16 protein-coding genes are annotated in these 19,044 nt (G+C 56.7%); 5 read left to right on the plus strand and 11 right to left on the minus strand.

Features of this window, described 5'->3' with window-relative positions:
* Positions 1-103 precede the first annotated feature (103 nt).
* From RSK20926_RS00490 to RSK20926_RS00500, 3 genes are all read left to right on the plus strand, one after another.
* Positions 104-613 (plus strand): class I SAM-dependent methyltransferase, encoded by a 510-nt coding sequence (locus RSK20926_RS00490; RefSeq protein WP_008203671.1) that lies wholly within the window; start codon positions 104-106, stop codon positions 611-613.
* Between the two features lie 100 nt (positions 614-713).
* Positions 714-1,343, plus strand: a complete 630-nt coding sequence (locus RSK20926_RS00495; RefSeq protein WP_037253167.1) for a glutathione S-transferase — start codon at positions 714-716, stop codon at positions 1,341-1,343.
* A gap of 101 nt (positions 1,344-1,444) precedes the next feature.
* Positions 1,445-2,110 (plus strand): TetR/AcrR family transcriptional regulator, encoded by a 666-nt coding sequence (locus RSK20926_RS00500; RefSeq protein WP_037253412.1) that lies wholly within the window; start codon positions 1,445-1,447, stop codon positions 2,108-2,110.
* A 71-nt stretch (positions 2,111-2,181) separates the two neighbouring features.
* On the opposite strand, the gene RSK20926_RS00505 is transcribed toward RSK20926_RS00500, so the two are convergent.
* Complete coding sequence (locus RSK20926_RS00505) at positions 2,182-5,610, minus strand: indolepyruvate ferredoxin oxidoreductase family protein (RefSeq protein ID WP_008203676.1); 3,429 nt, start codon at positions 5,608-5,610, stop codon at positions 2,182-2,184.
* 149 nt (positions 5,611-5,759) lie between these two features.
* On the opposite strand from RSK20926_RS00505, the gene RSK20926_RS00510 reads away from it, so the two are divergent.
* Entirely contained in the window at positions 5,760-6,218 is a 459-nt protein-coding gene (locus RSK20926_RS00510) for an Lrp/AsnC family transcriptional regulator (RefSeq protein WP_037253415.1), read from the plus strand.
* A 44-nt stretch (positions 6,219-6,262) separates the two neighbouring features.
* On the opposite strand, the gene RSK20926_RS00515 is transcribed toward RSK20926_RS00510, so the two are convergent.
* Positions 6,263-6,655 (minus strand): DUF3307 domain-containing protein, encoded by a 393-nt coding sequence (locus tag RSK20926_RS00515; protein WP_037253417.1) that lies wholly within the window; start codon positions 6,653-6,655, stop codon positions 6,263-6,265.
* Between the two features lie 208 nt (positions 6,656-6,863).
* On the opposite strand from RSK20926_RS00515, the gene RSK20926_RS00520 reads away from it, so the two are divergent.
* The gene (locus RSK20926_RS00520; RefSeq protein ID WP_008203681.1) at positions 6,864-9,860 is read left to right on the plus strand and encodes an ABC transporter transmembrane domain-containing protein; all 2,997 of its coding nucleotides are present in this window, start codon (positions 6,864-6,866) and stop codon (positions 9,858-9,860) included.
* Positions 9,861-9,967: 107 nt separating this feature from the next.
* Here the strand turns inward: RSK20926_RS00520 and RSK20926_RS00525 are convergent, their stop codons facing one another.
* From RSK20926_RS00525 to RSK20926_RS00565, 9 genes are all read right to left on the minus strand, one after another.
* Entirely contained in the window at positions 9,968-10,252 is a 285-nt protein-coding gene (locus tag RSK20926_RS00525) for an ArsR/SmtB family transcription factor (RefSeq protein ID WP_050773027.1), read from the minus strand.
* Positions 10,253-10,402: 150 nt separating this feature from the next.
* On the minus strand, positions 10,403-11,500 hold the full coding sequence (locus RSK20926_RS00530) for a Zn-dependent alcohol dehydrogenase (RefSeq protein ID WP_037253171.1): 1,098 nt from the start codon (positions 11,498-11,500) through the stop codon (positions 10,403-10,405).
* A gap of 93 nt (positions 11,501-11,593) precedes the next feature.
* Entirely contained in the window at positions 11,594-12,811 is a 1,218-nt protein-coding gene (locus RSK20926_RS00535; RefSeq protein ID WP_008203684.1) for a TCR/Tet family MFS transporter, read from the minus strand.
* 76 nt (positions 12,812-12,887) lie between these two features.
* The gene (locus RSK20926_RS00540; RefSeq protein WP_008203685.1) at positions 12,888-14,225 is read right to left on the minus strand and encodes a class-II fumarase/aspartase family protein; all 1,338 of its coding nucleotides are present in this window, start codon (positions 14,223-14,225) and stop codon (positions 12,888-12,890) included.
* 42 nt (positions 14,226-14,267) lie between these two features.
* Positions 14,268-15,059, minus strand: a complete 792-nt coding sequence (gene pcaD / locus RSK20926_RS00545) for a 3-oxoadipate enol-lactonase (RefSeq protein ID WP_008203688.1) — start codon at positions 15,057-15,059, stop codon at positions 14,268-14,270.
* A gap of 79 nt (positions 15,060-15,138) precedes the next feature.
* Positions 15,139-16,353, minus strand: a complete 1,215-nt coding sequence (locus tag RSK20926_RS00550; RefSeq protein WP_008203690.1) for an endonuclease/exonuclease/phosphatase family protein — start codon at positions 16,351-16,353, stop codon at positions 15,139-15,141.
* 36 nt (positions 16,354-16,389) lie between these two features.
* Positions 16,390-17,367: a threonine ammonia-lyase gene (locus RSK20926_RS00555; RefSeq protein WP_008203692.1), complete on the minus strand. Its 978-nt coding sequence runs from the start codon at positions 17,365-17,367 to the stop codon at positions 16,390-16,392.
* Entirely contained in the window at positions 17,367-18,200 is an 834-nt protein-coding gene (locus tag RSK20926_RS00560) for an alpha/beta fold hydrolase (RefSeq protein WP_008203694.1), read from the minus strand. Before RSK20926_RS00560 ends, RSK20926_RS00555 begins: the two co-directional genes overlap by 1 nt.
* Positions 18,201-18,219: 19 nt before the next feature.
* Positions 18,220-18,912, minus strand: a complete 693-nt coding sequence (locus RSK20926_RS00565) for a haloacid dehalogenase type II (RefSeq protein WP_037253422.1) — start codon at positions 18,910-18,912, stop codon at positions 18,220-18,222.
* Positions 18,913-19,044: the final 132 nt, after the last annotated feature.

The raw sequence follows: 19,044 nt of genomic DNA on the forward strand, positions 1-19,044 counted from the left end.
CAGTATTGCAGGTTTCCCGAGAAATCAGGAAACTGCGGGGAGAGCACGCCTCCTGCAAGCAAGTTGAGACGCAACCAAACCAGGCTGAACAAGGAAAAAGAATATGACCGCTCCTGAGCAAAGCACGCGCTTGGATCTATTTATCAATAGGATGGTCTCGCAGCGCGCCTGCCTGGATTTTGCGATTGCGCAAACCGCTTCGATGGCTGGGCCTGTATTCGAACTGGGCCTTGGCAATGGGCGCACCTACCATCATATGCGTGAGCGTATTTCAGGCCGCGACATTTTTGTTTTTGAACGGGCGGTGGCCTCTCACCCCGATAGTCGCCCCGCAGAGGAGCTGACCATTCTGGGAGATGTGCGTGAGACATTGCCAGCAGCTTTGACCCGATTTGGCGATGGCGCCAGCCTAATCCATGCCGATCTGGGTGGACACAATCGGGCCAAGAATGACGAATTTGCGCGGATGGTTTCGCCGCTGGTCGAGCCCCTCCTGGTGGTTGGGGGGCTTATGGTCTCCTCTGATCGGATGTATTTCGAGGCACTGGAAGAGCTTCCTCTGCCAGCAGATGCGGTTGAGGGGCGCTGCTTCATCTATCGTCGCAACGCCTGAGTTTTTCATCATGTAGATTTCGGGGAAATGGGACGCGCGGTTATGCTAGTCCTATTGCCTCTATCGCCGCTAGGCTGCCTTTGATCAAAGGGGGCTTCTTATGATTTTCTACGACTGTTCTACTGCGCCAAGTCCGCGACGTGCCAGAATGTTTCTGGCTGAAAAAGGACTGATGCCTAAGAGCTTGGACATCTCCATCGCGAATGGAGAGCAATTCGGGACCGAATTTCGTAGCGTAAACCCGCGTGGCACACTGCCGGTTCTGATTACGGACGCAGGCACCGTGCTGACCGAAAATCTTGGCATTGCTGCCTATCTTGAAGCTTATAAACCTGACCCGCCATTGATGGGGCGCAATGCCGATGAAAAGGGGCTGGTCCTGATGTGGAACGCTATTGCGGAGCAGCAGGGGGGCATGCCCATCGCCGAGGCCCTCCGCAACAGCCATCCAGCGTTTCAAGATCGCGCCTTGCCGGGGCCGGTAAACCATGCGCAGCTCCCCGATCTTGCGGAGCGCGGATTCACCCGGGTGCGAGGGTTTTTTGACCTTCTGGAGGAGAGGTTGAGCCAAAGCCCTTATCTGGCAGGAGAGCGCTTTTCACTGGCAGATATTACGGCATTTGTTTTTGTGGAGTTTGCACGGGTCATCAAAATGCGCCTGCCAGAGGAGCATGCAAACGCCCGAGCATGGCATGCCTCTGTTCAGGAACGCCCAAGCGCCAGCCTGTAAGACAAAGACACGGCGTCCAAGGTCATTCCGGCACTGTCTGGACAATTTAACCCGCTTCATCGCAGGATGCGATTAACTCGACTATGCAAGAGACCGACTGGATGCCTGGAAAACCTGTCTTACACCGCGATGATCCAAGTGCTGCTCCCTTGATTGGGAATGTCAAAGTCACGCGTGATGACTGGCTCAATGTTGCTATGGATGTCCTGATCACGGATGGGGTCGAACAGGTTAAGGTCCTGGCCTTGGCGGAGCGTATGAATGTGTCGCGCTCTTCCTTTTATTGGTACTTCAAATCCCGCCAGGACCTGTTGGATGCGCTTTTGAAAACCTGGGAAGAAACCAACACGGCCGCCATGGTGGCCCAGTCCGAGTTACCGACTAAACAAATTACCGGCGCTGTGCTGAATGTCTTTCACTGCATTGCCAATCCAGCTCTGTTCAATACGGCATTGGATTTTGCGATCCGGGATTGGGCGCGCCGGTCCGGCAAGGTTCGAAACCTGCTGGACCGTTCGGATGCTCGACGCGTGGAGGCCTTGACGCAGATGTTCTCGCGTTTTGACTTCCCAGAGGTCGAAGCCATGACCAGAGCCAAGGTGCTGTATTACATGCAGCTTGGCTATGACATGGCCGAGCCAAATGAAACCTATGCCCACCGTCTAAAGATGGTTCCCCACTATCTTAAGGCCTTCACCGGCATCGCCCCCCTAGAAGAAGAGCTGGAGGCCTTTGAAGTCTTTACCCAGCAACACTGGGAGGTCTGACAGAGATCTTGCTGACTGATGTGGTTCGCAGCGGGTCAATAGCCGCCAACCCACAGTGCTATCTGGGGTCTTTAAGGCTGGAGATTCCTGAGTTGCGCCTTTGTGGCCTCGCGCACCTCCTGCGCTGCCTGTACACGAACGGGGCCATAACCACGGATTTCCATAGGTGCTTTGAGAATGTCACACCATTGGTCGTGATGCTCGGCTTTGTAGCCGTTCTGGCATGCGCAAAGGATATCTTCATACCAGGCAAGGAGCTCCCGGTGCAGCCGCGCTTCTTCATGGTAGCCAAAGGGGTTGAAGCGACCACCACGTAGTGATTTTCCCCGTGCAAGTAGCGAAAGTGCAGATCGTATCCAGGGACCAAAGGTCTTTTTTTCTGGGCGTCCGCGCGCATCCTTGCGACGGGATAGCAGTGGCGGGGCCATATGGAATTTGACTTGGAAATCACCTTCAAATTCCTGCGTAAGCTGCTCTGTGAAGTACTCACCCGTCATCAGACGCGCCACTTCATACTCGTCCTTGTAGGCCATCAGCTTGAACAGAGATTTAGCTGCGGCAAGCATCAGCTCGTCGGACTGCGTTGCAGGTAGGGAGCTTTGGAGATCCTCCAGGGTCATTCTGTAGCGCTGGGCATAGGCGGTGTCTTGATATCCGGCCAGGAAAACCGAACGGTGGTCGATGACCTCCTCCAGGCTTTCGGGGTCTTGTGGTATTTCCTTATAATGCTTGGCAATGCGCTCAGGATCATGGGCAAAGGCACGGCCTAGCGCAAAGGCCAGACGGTTCTTCTCAATGGCCACACCGTTGAGCTCAATTGCTTGATCCAGGGCTGTGGCGCTCACCGGGACAAGCCCCTTTTGCCAAGCAAAGCCCAGCATCATCACATTGGCAAGAACCGTATCGCCCAATAGTGCCTCTGATGCTTCATTGGCATTAAATCCAGAGAGGTTCTGCGAACCAACGGCTTTGGCGATTTCTTGTTCCCGCAGCCCTGCCAGCAGATCTGCATCGCGGCGTAGCACCAAATCGCCCGTTGGCATCTCGGCACGGTTCAGAACGACCTTTGTGCCCGCGCGGAAGTGGGTCGAAGCTTTGGGTGCGGAGCTGACCACAATATCACAGCCAATGACCGCATCCGCAGCGGCCTGATCAATGCGCACCTGATTGAGGTCCTTTGGATCGGCTGAGAGGCGGATGTAGCTCAGTACGGTGCCAAATTTCTGTGCAAAGCCGGTGAAATCCAGCACGCTGGCGCCTTTGCCCTCCACATGTGCAGCCATGGTGATCAGCGCTCCAACCGTGACAACGCCGGTGCCGCCGACGCCTGTGACCAGTAGATCAAAGGGTTCAGCGAGACTAGGCAGCGTCGGGCTTGGCAAATCAGCGGTTATTGCGGAGGCCTCCAGCCCGGTGGGCTTCTTCTTGCGTCTTTGTCCGCCTTCGATGGTGACAAAGCTGGGGCAAAACCCATTTAGGCAGGAGAAATCCTTGTTGCAGCTGGAGAGATTGATTTTGCGCTTGCGCCCCAAAACGGTCTCTTTCGGTTCTACGCTCAGGCAATTGCTTTCCACCGAGCAATCTCCACAGCCTTCGCAAACCAGGTCATTTATGAAGGCAAATCTCTTTGGATCCTCCATGGTGCCACGCTTGCGACGGCGGCGTTTCTCTGTGGCGCAGGTCTGTTCATAGATCAGGCAGGAAACCCCTTTGACCTCACGCAGCTCACGCTGCACCAGATCCAGATCGGATCGGTCGTGAAATGTGACGCGGGCCGGGAAATCGGCTGGGTTGAATTTGCTGATGTCATCAGAGACCAGGGCAATGCGCTCCACACCTTCGGCACGGCAGGTCTGGGCAATCCCCAGGACACTGACCGGGCCATCAACAGGCTGACCACCGGTCATGGCCACCGCGTCATTGTAAAGGATCTTATAGGTGATGTTGGTTTGGGCAGCGACGGCCTGGCGGATCGCCAGGGAGCCGGAATGATACCAGGTGCCCTCACCCAGGTTCTGGAAGATATGTTTGCCGCCGTTGAACTGTGACGCCACCGACCAAGGCACGCCTTCGCCCCCCATCTGCGCATAGCCAGCCGTTTCGCGATCCATCCAGCTGGCCATGACATGACAGCCGATGCCAGATTTCGCCTCGCTGCCTTCTGGCACTTTGGTGGAGGTGTTATGCGGACAACCCGAACAGAAGTAAGGCGTGCGGGTGGCGCCGGGAACATTGATTAGTTTGGGAGGCTCCGCCACCAGGGCGGCGGCCTTAGCGGGCAGGTTCTCATCTGGGAAAAACCTATCCAACCGCGCTGCAACGATAGGTGCCAGCATCAAGGGGCTCAGCTCCCCTGTCCAGGGGATCAGCGGGTTGCCCTTACTATCATATTTGCCGGTCATCTTGTTCGGTTTGTCACCGGGCCAATCGTAGAAATACTCTTTGAACTGGCTTTCGATGATGCCGCGTTTTTCTTCGACCACCAGCACTTCTTCTTTGCCACGCATAAAGCGCAGCGCTTCGGGGCGGGCCAGCGGCCAGACCATGCCGACCTTGTAGATGTCGATGCCAAGACGCTGGCAGGCAGCCTCATCAAGGTCAAGGAGACGCAGCGCCTCCATCAGATCTAGGTGACCCTTGCCAGTCGTGACAAAGCCAAAACTGGCCTCCTCGATATCATAGATACGGCGATCAATTGGATTGGCTTCGGCAAAGGCCCGCACCGCCTTGATCTTGGCCCGAATGCGGGTTTCGATCTCGGGAGAGGGGAGGTCGGCGCGACGAATATGCAAGCCACCGGGGTAGTCCGGTAGCTCAGGATAGGTGAAATCGCGATCCGGTTGCAGCTCGACAGAGCGGGCGCTTTCGACGGTTTCAGAGACTGCCTTGAAACCAACCCAGGTGCCGGAATAGCGCGAGAGCGCAAAGCCATATTCACCAAAGGACAGGAACTCGGAAACATCAGCCGGGTTCAAAACCGGCATGAACCAAGCCATGAAAGCCACATCGGATTGATGCGGCATTGAGGAGCTGACACAGCCGTGGTCATCCCCGGCAACAACCAAAACGCCGCCCTTATCCGAAGAGCCATAGGCGTTGCCGTGCTTTAGCGCATCGCCGGAACGGTCGACGCCAGGCCCCTTGCCATACCACATGGAGAAGACACCCTCTACTTCGCAATGAGGGTCCAGAATGGCCTGCTGTGCCCCCAGGACAGCCGTGGCGCCGAGATCTTCATTCACGGCCGACATGAACGTGATTTTGCTCTTCTCCATTTGCTTGCGGGAACGCCAGAATTCCAAATCGACACCGCCGAGAGGGGAGCCGCGATAGCCAGAAACAAACCCAGCCGTGTTGAGGCCAGAGTCGCGGTCTCTCCGGGCCTGATCAAGCATGATCCTGGCCAACGCCTGGGTCCCGGTAAGAAAGACGCGTCCTTTTGTCAGGTCGTAACGATCGTTGAGTTGGTAGCTGCGAAATTCGTGGCTCAGCTCGGTCATGAAGAAGTATCCTTCGCGCCAAAGTTCCTATGTCCCTGACATGGTATTCCGGATTGGGCGAAAAGATGTGCCTGAATGACTTGTTTTCTCTTCTAGTTTGGTTATTTTATTCAGATATTGCGGGAGTGCCGAATGAATGGACCGGTTTTGTGGAGATTGATGATCGGGACAAGCGTATCTTGCGGCTCCTGCAGGAAGATTCTCGCATTTCCAATGCAGAACTGTCTGAAAAGGTGGGGATGTCGGCATCTGCGCTGTGGCGACGGGTCCGCGCCCTTGAAGATCTTGGGGTGATTGAGCGTTACGGCGCCGTGGTCAATGCCAAGGCCATGGGGTTGGGTTTTGAAGCCATCGTGCATGTTCATCTGACCCGGCATGATCAGGATAAATCGCTGGAATTCGTGCGTGCGGTTGAAACCAGCCCATTGGTTCAGGAATGTTATGCCACAACCGGGCAAGCGGACTATCACTTGCGCGTATTGGCTCCAGATCTCGACGCCTATAATCACTTTCTCGAAGAGTTCTTGTTTCGGCTGCCAGCGGTGGCCAGTGCGCAGACCAATCTTGTTCTACGTACGATAAAACGTGATAGGCCGGTTCTGCCCTAATCCGTTCCAAAGGTGTTTCTTAACCGGTTTTTCCGTCGGTTTGGTTACATGGCGACACATTTGACCCATGCCGCGGTCATCGCGATATAGGTCAATTGATGCAGGCACTGATCCGTGCCCATGGCGCGCCAGAAAACGGCTTGCTGAGGCGTCAGTTCCTTTTTCTCGGAATAATGCGCCTTGCCGTAGTCGATGTGAAAATGCACCACCCATTCCACGAGGCATACGATCAGTGTGAAAACAACTGGCGCACCCATGATCACAAAAACCAGGATCGAGCCAAGGCAATGCACCCCAGCGTGCTGTGCCCGGCCAGCATGCAAATAGGACCCGCGCCCCGAAAGCATTTTTGTGGTCTGCAGGAAAAAGTCGGCAAAGAGGTGTTTGATCTGCAAAAGGCAGAGCAATAGCAAAACGGATCCGACAAGTTCTGGCAAAATATTCCCCTGCGACAATCTAGCCTGCTGGAACCATACGTATTTTTAGCGGGCTGGCAAATACTCCGTTTGCGACTTTCCGCAACGGGACAGCACGAAATTGCGATGGGATTTTTGGCCGCGACCATTGCCTGTCTTGGGCAAACCGCGCTAGGCATGGGTAATCTTTTGCAAAAGCAAAACCCGGAGCAGTCCCATAGAACCTTCTTTGTTCCGTTTCATATGGAAGTATTCCAAGCGTGACCAAATCCTTCTGCTGTTGGTCACCGCCTGTCTCTTCCCTCTTTTGTATCTGACGCTTGAGTTGCCCAAGCGGATCATCAACGATGCCATCGGCGCGCAGAGTGATCAGATCGATGTGCTGGGGTATAGTTTTGCCCAGCTGGATTACTTGTGGATCTTGTGCGGAGGCTTCCTGCTAGCGGTCCTGTGCCACGGGTTGCTGAAGATGCGGATCAACACCATGAAGGGTGTGTTGGCCGAGCGCATGCTTCGCCGTTTTCGCTATAAGTTGATCGCGAGGGTCCTACGGTTCCCGCAGCCCTATTTTGAACGCACCAGCCAGGGTGAGCTTGTTTCGATGATCACATCGGAATCCGAACCCATGGGCGGACTGATGGGGGATGCGGTCAGCCAGCCAGTCTTGCAGGCTGGTCAGATGCTGACGATCCTCTATTTCCTCTTTGCGCAGAGCGTTTGGTTTGGGCTGGCGGCGGTTGCATTGATTCCGCTGCAGGGCTGGCTGATCCCGATGCTGCAGCGGCGCATCAACCTGTTGAACAAGAAGCGGATCAAACAGGTGCGCTCCCTCGCGTCCGAGATCGGAGAGAGCGCTGCAGGGGCCTCTACTCTGCGCATCAATGGCGGCTGGCGCTACCGGATGGCTGCGATTACGGATCGGTTGGGAAGGCTGTACGAGATCCGTTTTGAGATCTACCAGAAAAAGTTCTTCATGAAGTTTCTCAACAACTTCATTACTCAACTCACGCCGTTCTTCTTCTATGCGGTTGGCGGCTATTTGGTCCTGGAAGGGAAAGTGTCTCTGGGTGCCCTTGTTGCGGCCCTGGCAGCCTACAAGGATTTGGCCTCCCCCTGGAAAGAGCTTCTGGCCTATTACAATCAGACCCAGGACATGTCCCTGCGTTGGGAAGTCATACTTGAACGCTTTGCGCCTGCCGGGATGGTGCGTGAAGAGCTCATGACCGGGGAGCCCGAAGTGATTGATCGGTTGCAGGGGGATATCTCTCTGGAGCGGGTCAATGTTCGGGATGCAGATGGGAATCTGGTGCTGGAAGATCTGAATGCCAAGCTGCCCCAAGGGCAGGTGATCGGTATTGCTGCGCCTTCTGAAGAAGACCGGCATGCTCTGGCAGAATTGCTGACACGGGAAGTGCTTCCATCCGCGGGGCAATTGTCGATCGCTGGACGTGACATGCGGGAATTGCATCAGGCGGTTCTGGCGCTGCGTATCGGCCATGTGACCTCCAGACCAATCCTGTTTCAGGGATCATTCGGTGACAATGTCCTAATGCCCGTTCGGCACCGCCCAAAGGGAACAGCCCGCAATCAGCTGCGCTATGAGGCTGCGCTAAAGGCCGGCAATAGCCCGGATCCCTTTGATGCGCCCTGGCTGGATCCCAAACTGGCGGGTTTTGCCAGTGAAGCAGAGTTGCGTGATTGGTGGGTGCAATTGCTGAGTGGTATCGGCACTGGCAGTGCCCTGTTCCAGCGTGGGATGGAGCAGGTTTTTGACGAAGGGATCCACCCCAAGTTGGCCCAGTGTCTGGTTGATATCCGTCCGCAAATCCAGACAGCCCTCAGGTCAGAGGGGCTGGAAAGCCAAGTCCATGCCTTTGAGCGTGAGAGTTACAACCCGGCGCTGCCTGTGGCGGAGAACCTATTGTTTGCGACGCTTTGCGAACCCATCAGTGTTGAGGCGCTGCAGCGACACGAAGACTTCCTGAACCGCTTGAAAGAGTTGAAACTGGTCGATGATCTGGTCACTCTGACCCAGGATGTCGTTGATATTCTACGGCAAATCTTTGGCATTGATGGTACTGACCATCCGCTCTTTCGCAAGCTTGGCTTGGATGCCAAAGCCTATGAAACAGCGCTTGCGCTGGTGGACCGGACCAAGATCAAAGGACCTGAATCGCTGGAGCGCGATGAACTTGCGCAGCTGATGATTGTTCCTTTCAGTATTTCCGCCGAGCAGATCGGTCCGGCCTTCACGGATGAAATGAAGGAACGGATCCTGGCTTTGCGTGCAAGTCATTCGGATGAGTTGATGGGGACCCTGGCCGGCACATTTGAACGCCTGGATGAAGCGAAGTTTGCGCCTGGACTTACGGTTCTGGAAAATGCGCTCTTCGGTAAGATCTCCGATAGTGCCGGGGCGCGTGGGGATGATCTGCGGCGCCTGATTTCTGATGTCTTGGTTAAGAATGGCGCGCGCGACATGGTGGTGGAACTGATCTTTGATCTGCCAATCTCCTTGGGCGGGCAGGGGTTGCCTGCCAGCTATGCTGAACCTTTGGCCTTTGCCCGTGCCACAGTGAAGCGGCCGGATGTGCTGATCCTTGATCAGGCCTTGGTCAGCTATGATCTGGAGACCCGTGTAACGGTGCATAAAAACCTGCGCCGTCTCTTGCCGGATACGACGTTGATCTATCTTGGCGCCGGATTTGAACGCCCTGATGTGTTTGATGTCTACTATGAAATGCGACAGGGGCGCTTGGTAAGTGACGATCCACAGCAGGAAATCGCAGAAGACAGTGCCGCCAGTCAGGATCTGGCCCGCAAACTGCGTGCGCTTGAACAGACGGAGCTTTTCTCTGGGTTGAACAGACGCCAGTTGCGCCTGCTCGCTTTTGGTGCGCGCTGGTATCACGCCGAGAAGGGTGAGGTGGTGTTCCAAAAGGACGATGTGGCCAGTGATGGTGTCTATATGATCATCGATGGTGAGGCTGGCCTCTTCCTGCCACAGGATAGCAGTGAAGATCGTTTGATCACGCGGGTTGGCGCTGGGCGGTTGGTCGGAGAGCTTGGTCTCATCCGGCAAGAGACCCGCGCGCTAAGCATGATTGCCCAGAGCGAACTGACCTGCCTGCGAATTGGTGAAGAAGAATTCTTGGCGGTGGTTGAGAACGACGCCAATACTGCCTTTAAGCTGCTTCAGGTCGTCGCGGGCTACGTCGGGAACTAGCCTGCCTCATCCCATAGCGATTTCTCGTTGTTTGGCTGGCATATGCTATTGGTGAGCGATAGGGCTGGTTTGAAGGCCGACCAGTCAGCCGTGAAAGAAGCTGAAGTTTATTCGTCGTTGCAGAACAGGCGATAAAGCACTGTGATCACTTCACGCGTGTTTGGGTCGTCCAGTGAATAGAAGATTGTCTTACCCTCGCGGCGGGTTTGAACCAGCCCTTCTTCACGTAGGCGGGCAAGCATTTGACTGACGGCGGCCTGCCTGGATCCAAGAAGACTTTCCAGTTCGCCCACTGACTTTTCGCCATTTCCCAGATGGCAGAGGATCATCAAGCGTCCCTCATGGGCCAGCGTTTTCAGAAACGCGGCGGCCTCTGAAGCACGTTCAACCATGTTAGCTGGTGCTTCACCGGCATCATCTATCTCTTCTTCCACGAGATTAGGCACGAGGGCAGGTCCTGAAGTAGTCAATTTGAGCGGCGCCTATGATATTGGCTTTATGCCCAAGAGCAAGGTGCTACTTGGTAGCAAGACCTTGTTGGGCTAGCGCTCGCCCAAGAGGATCACATTGCGCTTGGCGCTGCCGCTTTTTGTATCTGCAATGGCTTCGTTGATTTGCTCCAAATGCCAACGCCCGGATATCAACTCATCCAGTTTCAAACGCCCTTGCTGATAGAGATCCACCATCCAGGGGATATCGCGCTGAATGACCACATCTCCCATTTTAGAACCTGTCATGCCTTGGCCAATTGCCGCCATGATGACAGGTTCGTAGCTCGCCTTTTCGCCGGAATGCGGCATGCCGATCATCACCGCACGCCCCCCATAGCCGAGGTAGCGTAGAGCTTGCTCATAGGCGGGGATGGCGCCAACCGTTATCAGAACAACATCGGCGCCACGACCCCCTAAGGCTTTGTAGGCCGCCTTCCACGGAGATTTCAGGGTTCCTAGAACCGCATCGGTCGCACCGAATTCCTTTGCGATTTCGAGTTTTTCCTCATTCATATCGACAGCGATGATACGGCGTGCACCGGCAATCCGGGCGCCTTGAATTGCATTCAGGCCGACGCCACCGGCACCGATCACAACAACATCTTCGCCCGCCCGCAATTTGGCGGCGTTGACAGCGGCGCCTACGCCAGTGATTACCCCGCAAGAGATGAGTGCCGCGACATCCTTGCCAATGTCGTCAGGGATTTTCACGATCTGGCGCTGGTCCACCACGACTTTTTCTGCAAATGCGCCGCAGGCCATGGCCTGTAATAGCGGCGCGCCTTCGGCTGTTTGAAGTGGTCCGGATTTCACACCGTCATATGGAGTTTCACAGATTGTTGGTTTGCCACTGGCACAGCTGGGGCAACTGCCGCAGCTGCGGATCAGGGTGACAACCACGCTGTCCCCTTCCTCAAAACCCGATACCCCAGGGCCAACATCTGTGATTTTGCCCGCGGCTTCATGGCCGTAGACTGCTGGCAAATGCCCACCCCAGGCGCCTTCCGCAAAGGAGATATCACTGTGGCAGATCGCAACTGCCTCAAGCGTGATCTCGACTTCACCCATGCGCGGTGGGGCGATCTGAATTTCTTCAATCACCAGAGGTTCGCCAAAACTATAGCAGACGGCGGCCTTGATCTTTTGCATCTCTCTCTCCTGCGCTCCGGTGTTCTTGCCAAGGGTGACCCGCAGGCAAGAGAGGTTCAAGCTGGAAAGCCCAATGGATGCAGCGCCGTTACGTCACGGTTCTTTGCTGTCCATGTCACGCAGTATGGGGCTGCGCAGAAAAACCAGACAGCCGATCAGCATAAGAACCAGAGCTAAGAGGAAGGGAGCGCCAGGCAGGTAGTAGCCAGTGGACTGGTCCGAAAACTGCGCAAACACGGCAGTCATCATCAACGGGGAAACGATCATCGACAGGGCATGTACTGCGGTCATTACTCCCTGCAATTCTCCCTGCTGATTGTCTTCGACCGCCTTGGACATGATCGCCTGTAGGCCAGGCTGCACAACGGCACCCAGCGCAGAGATCGGGATGAGGGCAAGGGCCAGGTTGCCACTGGTGATGAACGCCAGGATCCCAAAGGCGATAAAATCGAAAACCTGCCCCCAGACAACGGTTCGCCGCTCCCCAAACCAGCGGACAAGGTAGCGCATCAGCCATCCCTGCACCAAGGCCATGGAGATGCCGTAGATGGCCAGTGACAGGCCGATCATTTGCGGTTGCCAGCCGAAGCGCTCAGCCGAGAAATAGGACCAGATGGCCGGGTAGACGTAGATCGCGACCGAATAGAGGAAGTAGACCCAAAGCAGGCTCTTGATGCCGGGGATGCCAGCCATGGCCTTGAAGGCACCAAAGGGATTGGCTCGCCGCCAGTCAAAGGGCCGCCGCTTTTCCTCCGTTACGGTTTCTCCCATGACGAACCAGCCAAGGACGAAGTTCAAACCCGCCAAAATAGCCGCCGCATAGAATGGCGCGCGGGTGCCAAACTCACCCAAGAGGCCGCCAATAAGTGGGCCGAGCACAAAGCCTGCGCCAAAAGCTGCCCCCAAGAGACCGAAGTTTGCAGCTTTTTCCGAAGGCTTTGAAATATCGGCGATATAGGCGCCAGCGGTGGAATGGGTTGCAGCGGTGATGCCTCCGACGATCCGCCCGATAAGGAGTAACCACAGCGACCCCGCCAGGGCCATGACCAGATAGTCCAGTGCCATGACAAAGAGTGAGACCAGCAAAACAGGCCGCCGCCCCAATGCATCAGAAAGCGACCCCAAAACTGGGCTAAAGAGAAATTGCATCACCGCAAAGGCCGTGCTCAGTATGCCGCCCCAGATCGCGGCGTCTGCCAGGCTTCCACCCTGCAGCTCAACAATCAGATTGGGCATGATCGGCATGATCAGGCCGATCCCCATGGCATCGATCATCACGGTGATCAGTACAAAAAGCAAAGAAAGGCGCATGAGGTGATTTTGGCTAATTTCCGGTTTCGCAATAGGCTCATCACATTTGTGTGCAGAAACGGGGTTCAAGCACCTGCTAGCCTAGGGATAGATCCTCTGTTTTTTGCGCGAAACGCAAGGCTTCCGCTGGGGCACTTCCCATTTGCTGCAGGGGGTCAAAGACTGCAGCGAGGGAGAGATCCGGGAAGTCACGCTCGGCCAGTTCCAGCAACTCGCAGCCCTTTTCCTGGGCTTCACGGCACAGCCGTTTCACCGCGGCCTGCGCGTCTGGCCGGGGTAGGATTTCAGTCAGAGCGAAACTCAGCGCCTCAGCGTGGATCATGCCGAAGCCGCTTTCCAGAGCCCGCCTCATCGCGGCCTCTTGCGGGGTGAGGCCTGTGCAAAGATCCCGGGCGAGGCGGGCGGCGCTGCCAGCGCCCAGAACGATCTGTGGCAGGCACATCCATTCGGTGAACCAAGCAGCCCCATCGCGCTGGTTCTGCTGTAGGGCACTCCCCTGCAGGGCGGTAAGCAAACCGCTGCCCTGATGCGCCAGGGCGACAAGCGCGGAAGGGGCAACAGGGTTCTGTTTTTGCGGCATGGTGGACGAGGCACCGGCCCCTCCTAGGGAGAGTTCTCCAATACCGCTCTGCGTCAGGGCGATACAATCTTCTCCCAGTTTGCCGAGGGTAGCGTTGACCCGCACCATCCAATCGGCCAGCCGAAGCAAGGGGCCACGGTCGCTATGCCAGCTGCGCTCCGGATCCCCCAGGCTAAGTGCCTTGGCCATGGCGGCGCGGATCTCGGCGGATCTGGGCCCAAGGGCGCCGGATGTCCCGGCTGCTCCGGAGAGCGAAATCAAGATGCAGCTTTTGCGCAGAGCGGGCAGTTCTTCAAGCAAGTCGAGCAGAGGCGCGCCCCAGGCGGCTGCGACTGCGCCAAAACTAGTTGGGGTGGCATGTTGCCCGTAGGTGCGTGCAGGCATGGGTAAGTTGGCATGGCTTCGGGCGAGTTTTGCCAAGGCGGCGACAGCGGACTGCAGATCATCTTCGATCAGCGTCAACGCCTGACGCAGACGCAGCATCAGTGCCGTGTCCATGATGTCCTGCGAGGTCGCCCCCCAATGCAGATACTGGGCATGTTCCGGGGCCTGCATCTCCTCACGAAAAGCCGCGACCAGTCCGGGAACTGGTACGCCATTCTGGCCGGTGGGCTTCAGCAGGGCTGCGGGGTCGAGAGCAACCTCAACCACTGCGCGCCCTATCGCCTGAGCGCTTTCCAATGGAATAATGCCGAGGTCCCCTTGGGCCTTTGCCAGGGCACCTTCAACCAGCAACATGGCGCGGGTCTCTGCGGTGTCGGTAAAGAGACGGCCCAGCTCACCAGGCTTGAATAGTGCACCATAGATTTGGCTGTCAAAGACGGATGCTGCCATCACAGGTCCTTTGCATTTTGGAAGTCGCCGATGAAAGCGGATTTAGTTGATATGTCCGATTTCCCTTAGAAACAGGGTGAGACGCTCTGCAAATTCGTCGGGCTGTTCGACGCAGGGGATATGGCCCGCGCGGCGGATCAGGTGAAATTGGCTACCGGGAATGAGATCAACGGTTTCACGCACCAGATCCGGCGGGGTGGATCCATCTTCGCTTCCGGCAATGCCGAGGCAGGGCAGGCGCAACCCGCTGGTAGGCGTATAGAAATCGGTGCCAGCGATTGCGGCAGAGCACCCGGCATATCCATCCCTCGACTGCTGGACCAGCATGTTGCGCCACAGCTGCAGCTCCGGCGTTTTGCGAAAACCTCTGGAGAACCAGCGTTCCATGACATTGTCCGCCAAGGCCTCAATACCGCCGGTTTCGACGGCTCTCACCCGTTCACGCCACATTTCTGCGGTGCCGATCTTGGCTGCGGTATTGGACAGCACCAAGGCGCGGATCTGATCCAGACGCTTCACAGCCAGCCCCTGAGCGGTCATGCCGCCGATGGAGAGGCCGACAAAGACACAGTCCCGTACCTCCAGCTGATCAAGCAGCCGCTCCGCATCCCGCACCAGTGCCCCCATGGAGTATGGAGCCGGAGGCATGGAGGATAGCCCATGGCCACGCTTGTCAAAACGGATGATTTTCAGCCCAGCAGGCAGGCGTTCAACGACTTGGTCCCAGACCCGCAGATCAGTGCCAAGGGAATTGGCAAAGACAATCGGCGCGCCGTCCGGATCGCCGTCAATACGGTAGTGAAGCTGGACGTCGCCCAGGTCTGCTATCTGCATGGCTTTCTCCGATTTTGGCCGTGCGCAGTCTAGAGGCGCGCGCCAGAAGGGGCAAACAGCTAGTTGGCGCGCGACTTACCTAAGTCTTTGTCGAAGGCGGGTCTTTCAACTCCATATGGGCCATGATCTGACCGTGGTCCGAGGCGAGCTTGTTGTACGGGGCTTCGGGGTGACTTCCGTCTGTCAGGTGGTCGTTGAAGACGCTGTAGTACTGCATATTGCCAATTGCGCCGCCCCATTCAGGGTCAAAGTGTCGTGACATGTAGATCTGGTCGATGCTCTCATGCACGCCACCAAAGGCGGTGGTGTAGACAACATCCCGCAAGGAGCGTTTGAGGAAGGTCTTCTCAGCCGACCGCAGACGCACCTTGTCCATGGCCTCCCGGATCTCTTCGTTATCGCCCTTGCTGTAGCGGTCGCTTCCATGTTTGGCATCATGGCGCAGCATCCAGGCATAGTTCCGGAATGGCATCTCCCCAGAGATGATTTCACTACTCACCGCATGTTCACCATCGTTGAAATCGCCAAGAACCATGACCGGGCGGTCCTGTTCCAACTCTTCCAGGATGGCGCGCCGCAGTACCCAGGCCTCTGCCATGCGCCGCAAGGCTGAGCGCAAGGATCCCAGTGCGCGCCCCGCGGGATCATAGGCAGTGAGAACACTCTCAGGGGCATAGGGGGCGCCCGCGGGAGTGATGAATTCCCCCAGCTTGGATTTGAGGTGGCAATTGAACACGGTGAGGATCTGATCACCTACAGGAATGCGAGCTTTCAGGATCGGGCGGGAGAGGCGGCGCAGGGTGTAAAACCCTTCTTCTTCGTCTCCACCCAGGCCCGACATAGGGATATCCAGAGGCTGTTCCATTTCCTGGATCACCTCGGGTTCACCGATAAAGCCAAAGCGCGAGAGGATCGCTAGTCCGGGTCGCCGGTGACCGGGTTCGCCGGTGTCATTGACATTTGGCGCAAAGGCAAGCCCGGCGTCGCCGTAGGGGCCATAGGCCAGTTTGCGGAAAATGGCCTTGCGGTGGTAGCGTTTGGATCGGTCTGGAATGGTTGCAGCATTGGCAGCGATACCCCTGGTGTCCGCTTCGGAGATAACGGCGCGCAGGGGTTCTGCGTCAAAAATCTCCTGAAAGCCAACGATATCGGCATCCATGGTCAGCAGCTGGTCTGCCATCCAATCGGCCTTCCAGGCGTATTCCTCGGGGGTGTAACTTTGGAAACGGTAGTATTCCTGATCCGGGCCGATCAGGTTTTTCACATTGAATGAGGCAATGGTGAAACGGTTCATGACTTTTGCCCCCTTCGGCTTAGCTCCCTGCGCTTTCTAAGCATAGCGGCAGAGAGCGTTGCCGAACAGCGCCGCGTCCACATTGCCGCCTGTTGCGACGGCTATGACTGCTTCACCCTCAATTTGATCCGCATGGAAAAGTGCCGCAGCCAAGGCGACCGCTCCACCAGGTTCGAGCACGATCTTGAGACGGGTGAAGGCCAGGGCCATGGCGTGTAGAGCTTCCTCTTCGGTAACGGCCAGGCCTGGGCCACAGAGGCGGCTGAGAATGGGAAAGGTCAGCTCGCCCGGTGCAAGGGTCAGGATTGCGTCGCAGATGGAACCGGAAGCACTTGCATTGTGGCAAATCTCTCTGGCTTCAAGTGAGCGTTTGACGTCATCAAACCCCTGCGGCTCTACCGGGCGCACGCGCAAACCCGGCGCCTCTGCCTCCAGGGCGAGAGCGATGCCACTGGTCAGCCCACCGCCGCCGCAGCAGACCAGAACCTCTGCTTTGTCGATGCCTTCAGCTCGGGCCTGTTCTGCAATCTCCAGCCCGGTGGTGCCCTGACCGGCGATAACCTGTGGCTCATCATAGGGTTTGATCAAGGTAAGGCCTCGGGCCTCTGCGAGCTCTTTGCCAATGGCATCGCGATCTTCACCCGCCGCACGATCATAGAGCACGACTTCCGCGCCCAGTGCACCGGTGTTTTCGATCTTCAACTTAGGCGCATCTGAGGGCATCACGATGACCGCTGGTGCATCATGGGCTTTGGCGGCTGCAGCAACCCCCTGCGCGTGGTTGCCGCTGGAAAAGGCGATAACACCTTTGCGAAGCTGTTCCGCTGACAAAGCCGATACCGCTGACCAGCCACCGCGAAACTTGAAAGACCCGGTATGTTGCAGGCATTCTGCTTTCACCAGAAGGCGCCGGCCTGCGATTTCGTCCAGGAAGGGTGAAGACAGCAAAGGCGTTTTGCGCGCGTGGCCTTTCAGGCGCCTTGCAGCCTGACGGATCTGTTCAATCGAAGACATCAAATCTGGTCCAATACGGTTTCAATGAGAGACAGGCTTTCTGGTTCGTCCAAGAAGGGCACATGCCCGCGATTGGGCACTTCCACCGCCTCCATTTCCGGCAGGCATTCCTGCATCTTGTGGTAGGTTTCCTGGCTTAGAATATCGGAGTTAGCACCACGGATGATTCCGGAGGGGAGACATCCCAAGGATCTGAAGAGCGGCCAGAGATCCGGTGTTGGGCCTGCATTGGCCTGGGCTAGAAGGGCATCGCGAAGGCGCGGGTCATAACGTAGCTGCAAACCTTCGGGGGAAGCGGTGTAAAAGGTCTCTACCTCTTCTTGCCACCGTGACATCTCCACATCCGGGAAGGCCGGGGACATCAGTTTGGCCAAAGTCTCGGCAGCCTCTGCATGGGTTTTGGTAGCGGGACGGCGGCCGATGTATTCCATGATCCGGGCAACGCCACTTGCGGGAATTTCCGGACCGACATCATTGAGGATGACAGCCTGCAAACGGTGTTTGGCTGTCGCCGCCAAAGCCATGGCAACCATTCCACCACGAGAGGTGCCAAGGATCGCAGCCTTTTCCAGATCCAGATGGACCATCAGCTCCAATACATCCTGCGCTTCTCTTGCGACATTGTAGTTGGAGAAATCCGGATCATAGTCGGATTGGCCACGTCCGCGCGCGTCCAGAAGGATAAGGCGCAGATGCGAGGCTTGGGGCAAGAAGTAGCGAAAGTCGCTGCCAGCCCGGGTAAGGCCTGCAAGGCAGATCAAGGGCTGACCAGCGCGGTCACCACAGTCTTCAAAATGCAGCGATAGGCCGTCACTGGAAGAAAAACTGCTCATCGTGATAGGCGGTCCCTTGTTATTGCTGTTGCTGCGCAATCTCTGGAATGGAGCTGAGGTTTGTTAGGATATGCTGGGGGACCCAGGGCAGCCGGTCCATTGGGTCGCCTGCGCGATTGACCCATGCTGTGGTGAACCCATGCCCTGAGGCTCCAGCAGCGTCCCAGCCGTTGGAAGAGACAAATAGCACCTGCTCTCTGGAGCATTGGAACCTCTGTTCCACCAAATCATAGACGCGGGCATCCGGTTTGAAGACCCCGACGCTTTCTACTGACAGGACATCATCCAGAAGATCGCCTATGGCGGCAGATTGCACCGCACCATCCAGCATGTGGGGGGATCCATTTGAGAGGATGGCGGTATTGAAACCAGCCTCCTTGAGGTTGCGCAGCATGGCGGGCACTTCCGGATAGGCTTGCAACTCCCAATAGAGATCCAGAAGCCGTTGCCTGAGATCCGGATCGGCATTCAGGTCACAGGCTTCCAGCGCCCAGTCCAAACCTTCCTGGGTCACCTGCCAGAAATCGCAATGGGCGCCCGTGATTGCGCGCAACCAAGTATATTGCAACTGCTTAAGACGCCAATGCTCAGCCAATTGTGCCCAATTGTCCCGCAAGTGAGGGAACTGTGGTTCTGCTGCGGCCTGCCGGGCAGCGGCGGCAACATCAAACAAGGTTCCGTAGGCGTCAAAAACACAAGTGGTAATAGGCATGGCATCCCCCTTGGCGGGGATCTTTTCACGGCCAAGGGAAGACTGCAAAGCGCGAAGTTGTGACTGATACAATTCTCTTGCGTCACCTCGCGACGGGTTCCTGCGTCAAGAAGCCAAAGGTGGTACGGGTTT

This window comes from Roseobacter sp. SK209-2-6 (assembly GCF_000169455.1).
In the GTDB taxonomy this organism is placed as follows: domain Bacteria; phylum Pseudomonadota; class Alphaproteobacteria; order Rhodobacterales; family Rhodobacteraceae; genus Pseudophaeobacter.

Bases quoted from the DNA above. Each gene is read 5' to 3' on its own strand.
- RSK20926_RS00495 (WP_037253167.1), top strand. From the start codon at position 714: ATGATTTTCTACGACTGTTCTACTGCGCCAAGTCCGCGACGTGCCAGA.
- RSK20926_RS00565 (WP_037253422.1), bottom strand. From the start codon at position 18,912: ATGCCTATTACCACTTGTGTTTTTGACGCCTACGGAACCTTGTTTGAT.
- RSK20926_RS00555 (WP_008203692.1), bottom strand. From the start codon at position 17,367: ATGTCTTCGATTGAACAGATCCGTCAGGCTGCAAGGCGCCTGAAAGGC.
- RSK20926_RS00550 (WP_008203690.1), bottom strand. From the start codon at position 16,353: ATGAACCGTTTCACCATTGCCTCATTCAATGTGAAAAACCTGATCGGC.
- pcaD (WP_008203688.1), bottom strand. From the start codon at position 15,059: ATGCAGATAGCAGACCTGGGCGACGTCCAGCTTCACTACCGTATTGAC.
- RSK20926_RS00525 (WP_050773027.1), bottom strand. From the start codon at position 10,252: ATGGTTGAACGTGCTTCAGAGGCCGCCGCGTTTCTGAAAACGCTGGCC.
- RSK20926_RS00490 (WP_008203671.1), top strand. From the start codon at position 104: ATGACCGCTCCTGAGCAAAGCACGCGCTTGGATCTATTTATCAATAGG.
- RSK20926_RS00500 (WP_037253412.1), top strand. From the start codon at position 1,445: ATGCCTGGAAAACCTGTCTTACACCGCGATGATCCAAGTGCTGCTCCC.
- RSK20926_RS00530 (WP_037253171.1), bottom strand. From the start codon at position 11,500: ATGCAAAAGATCAAGGCCGCCGTCTGCTATAGTTTTGGCGAACCTCTG.
- RSK20926_RS00505 (WP_008203676.1), bottom strand. From the start codon at position 5,610: ATGACCGAGCTGAGCCACGAATTTCGCAGCTACCAACTCAACGATCGT.
- RSK20926_RS00535 (WP_008203684.1), bottom strand. From the start codon at position 12,811: ATGCGCCTTTCTTTGCTTTTTGTACTGATCACCGTGATGATCGATGCC.
- RSK20926_RS00540 (WP_008203685.1), bottom strand. From the start codon at position 14,225: ATGGCAGCATCCGTCTTTGACAGCCAAATCTATGGTGCACTATTCAAG.
- RSK20926_RS00560 (WP_008203694.1), bottom strand. From the start codon at position 18,200: ATGAGCAGTTTTTCTTCCAGTGACGGCCTATCGCTGCATTTTGAAGAC.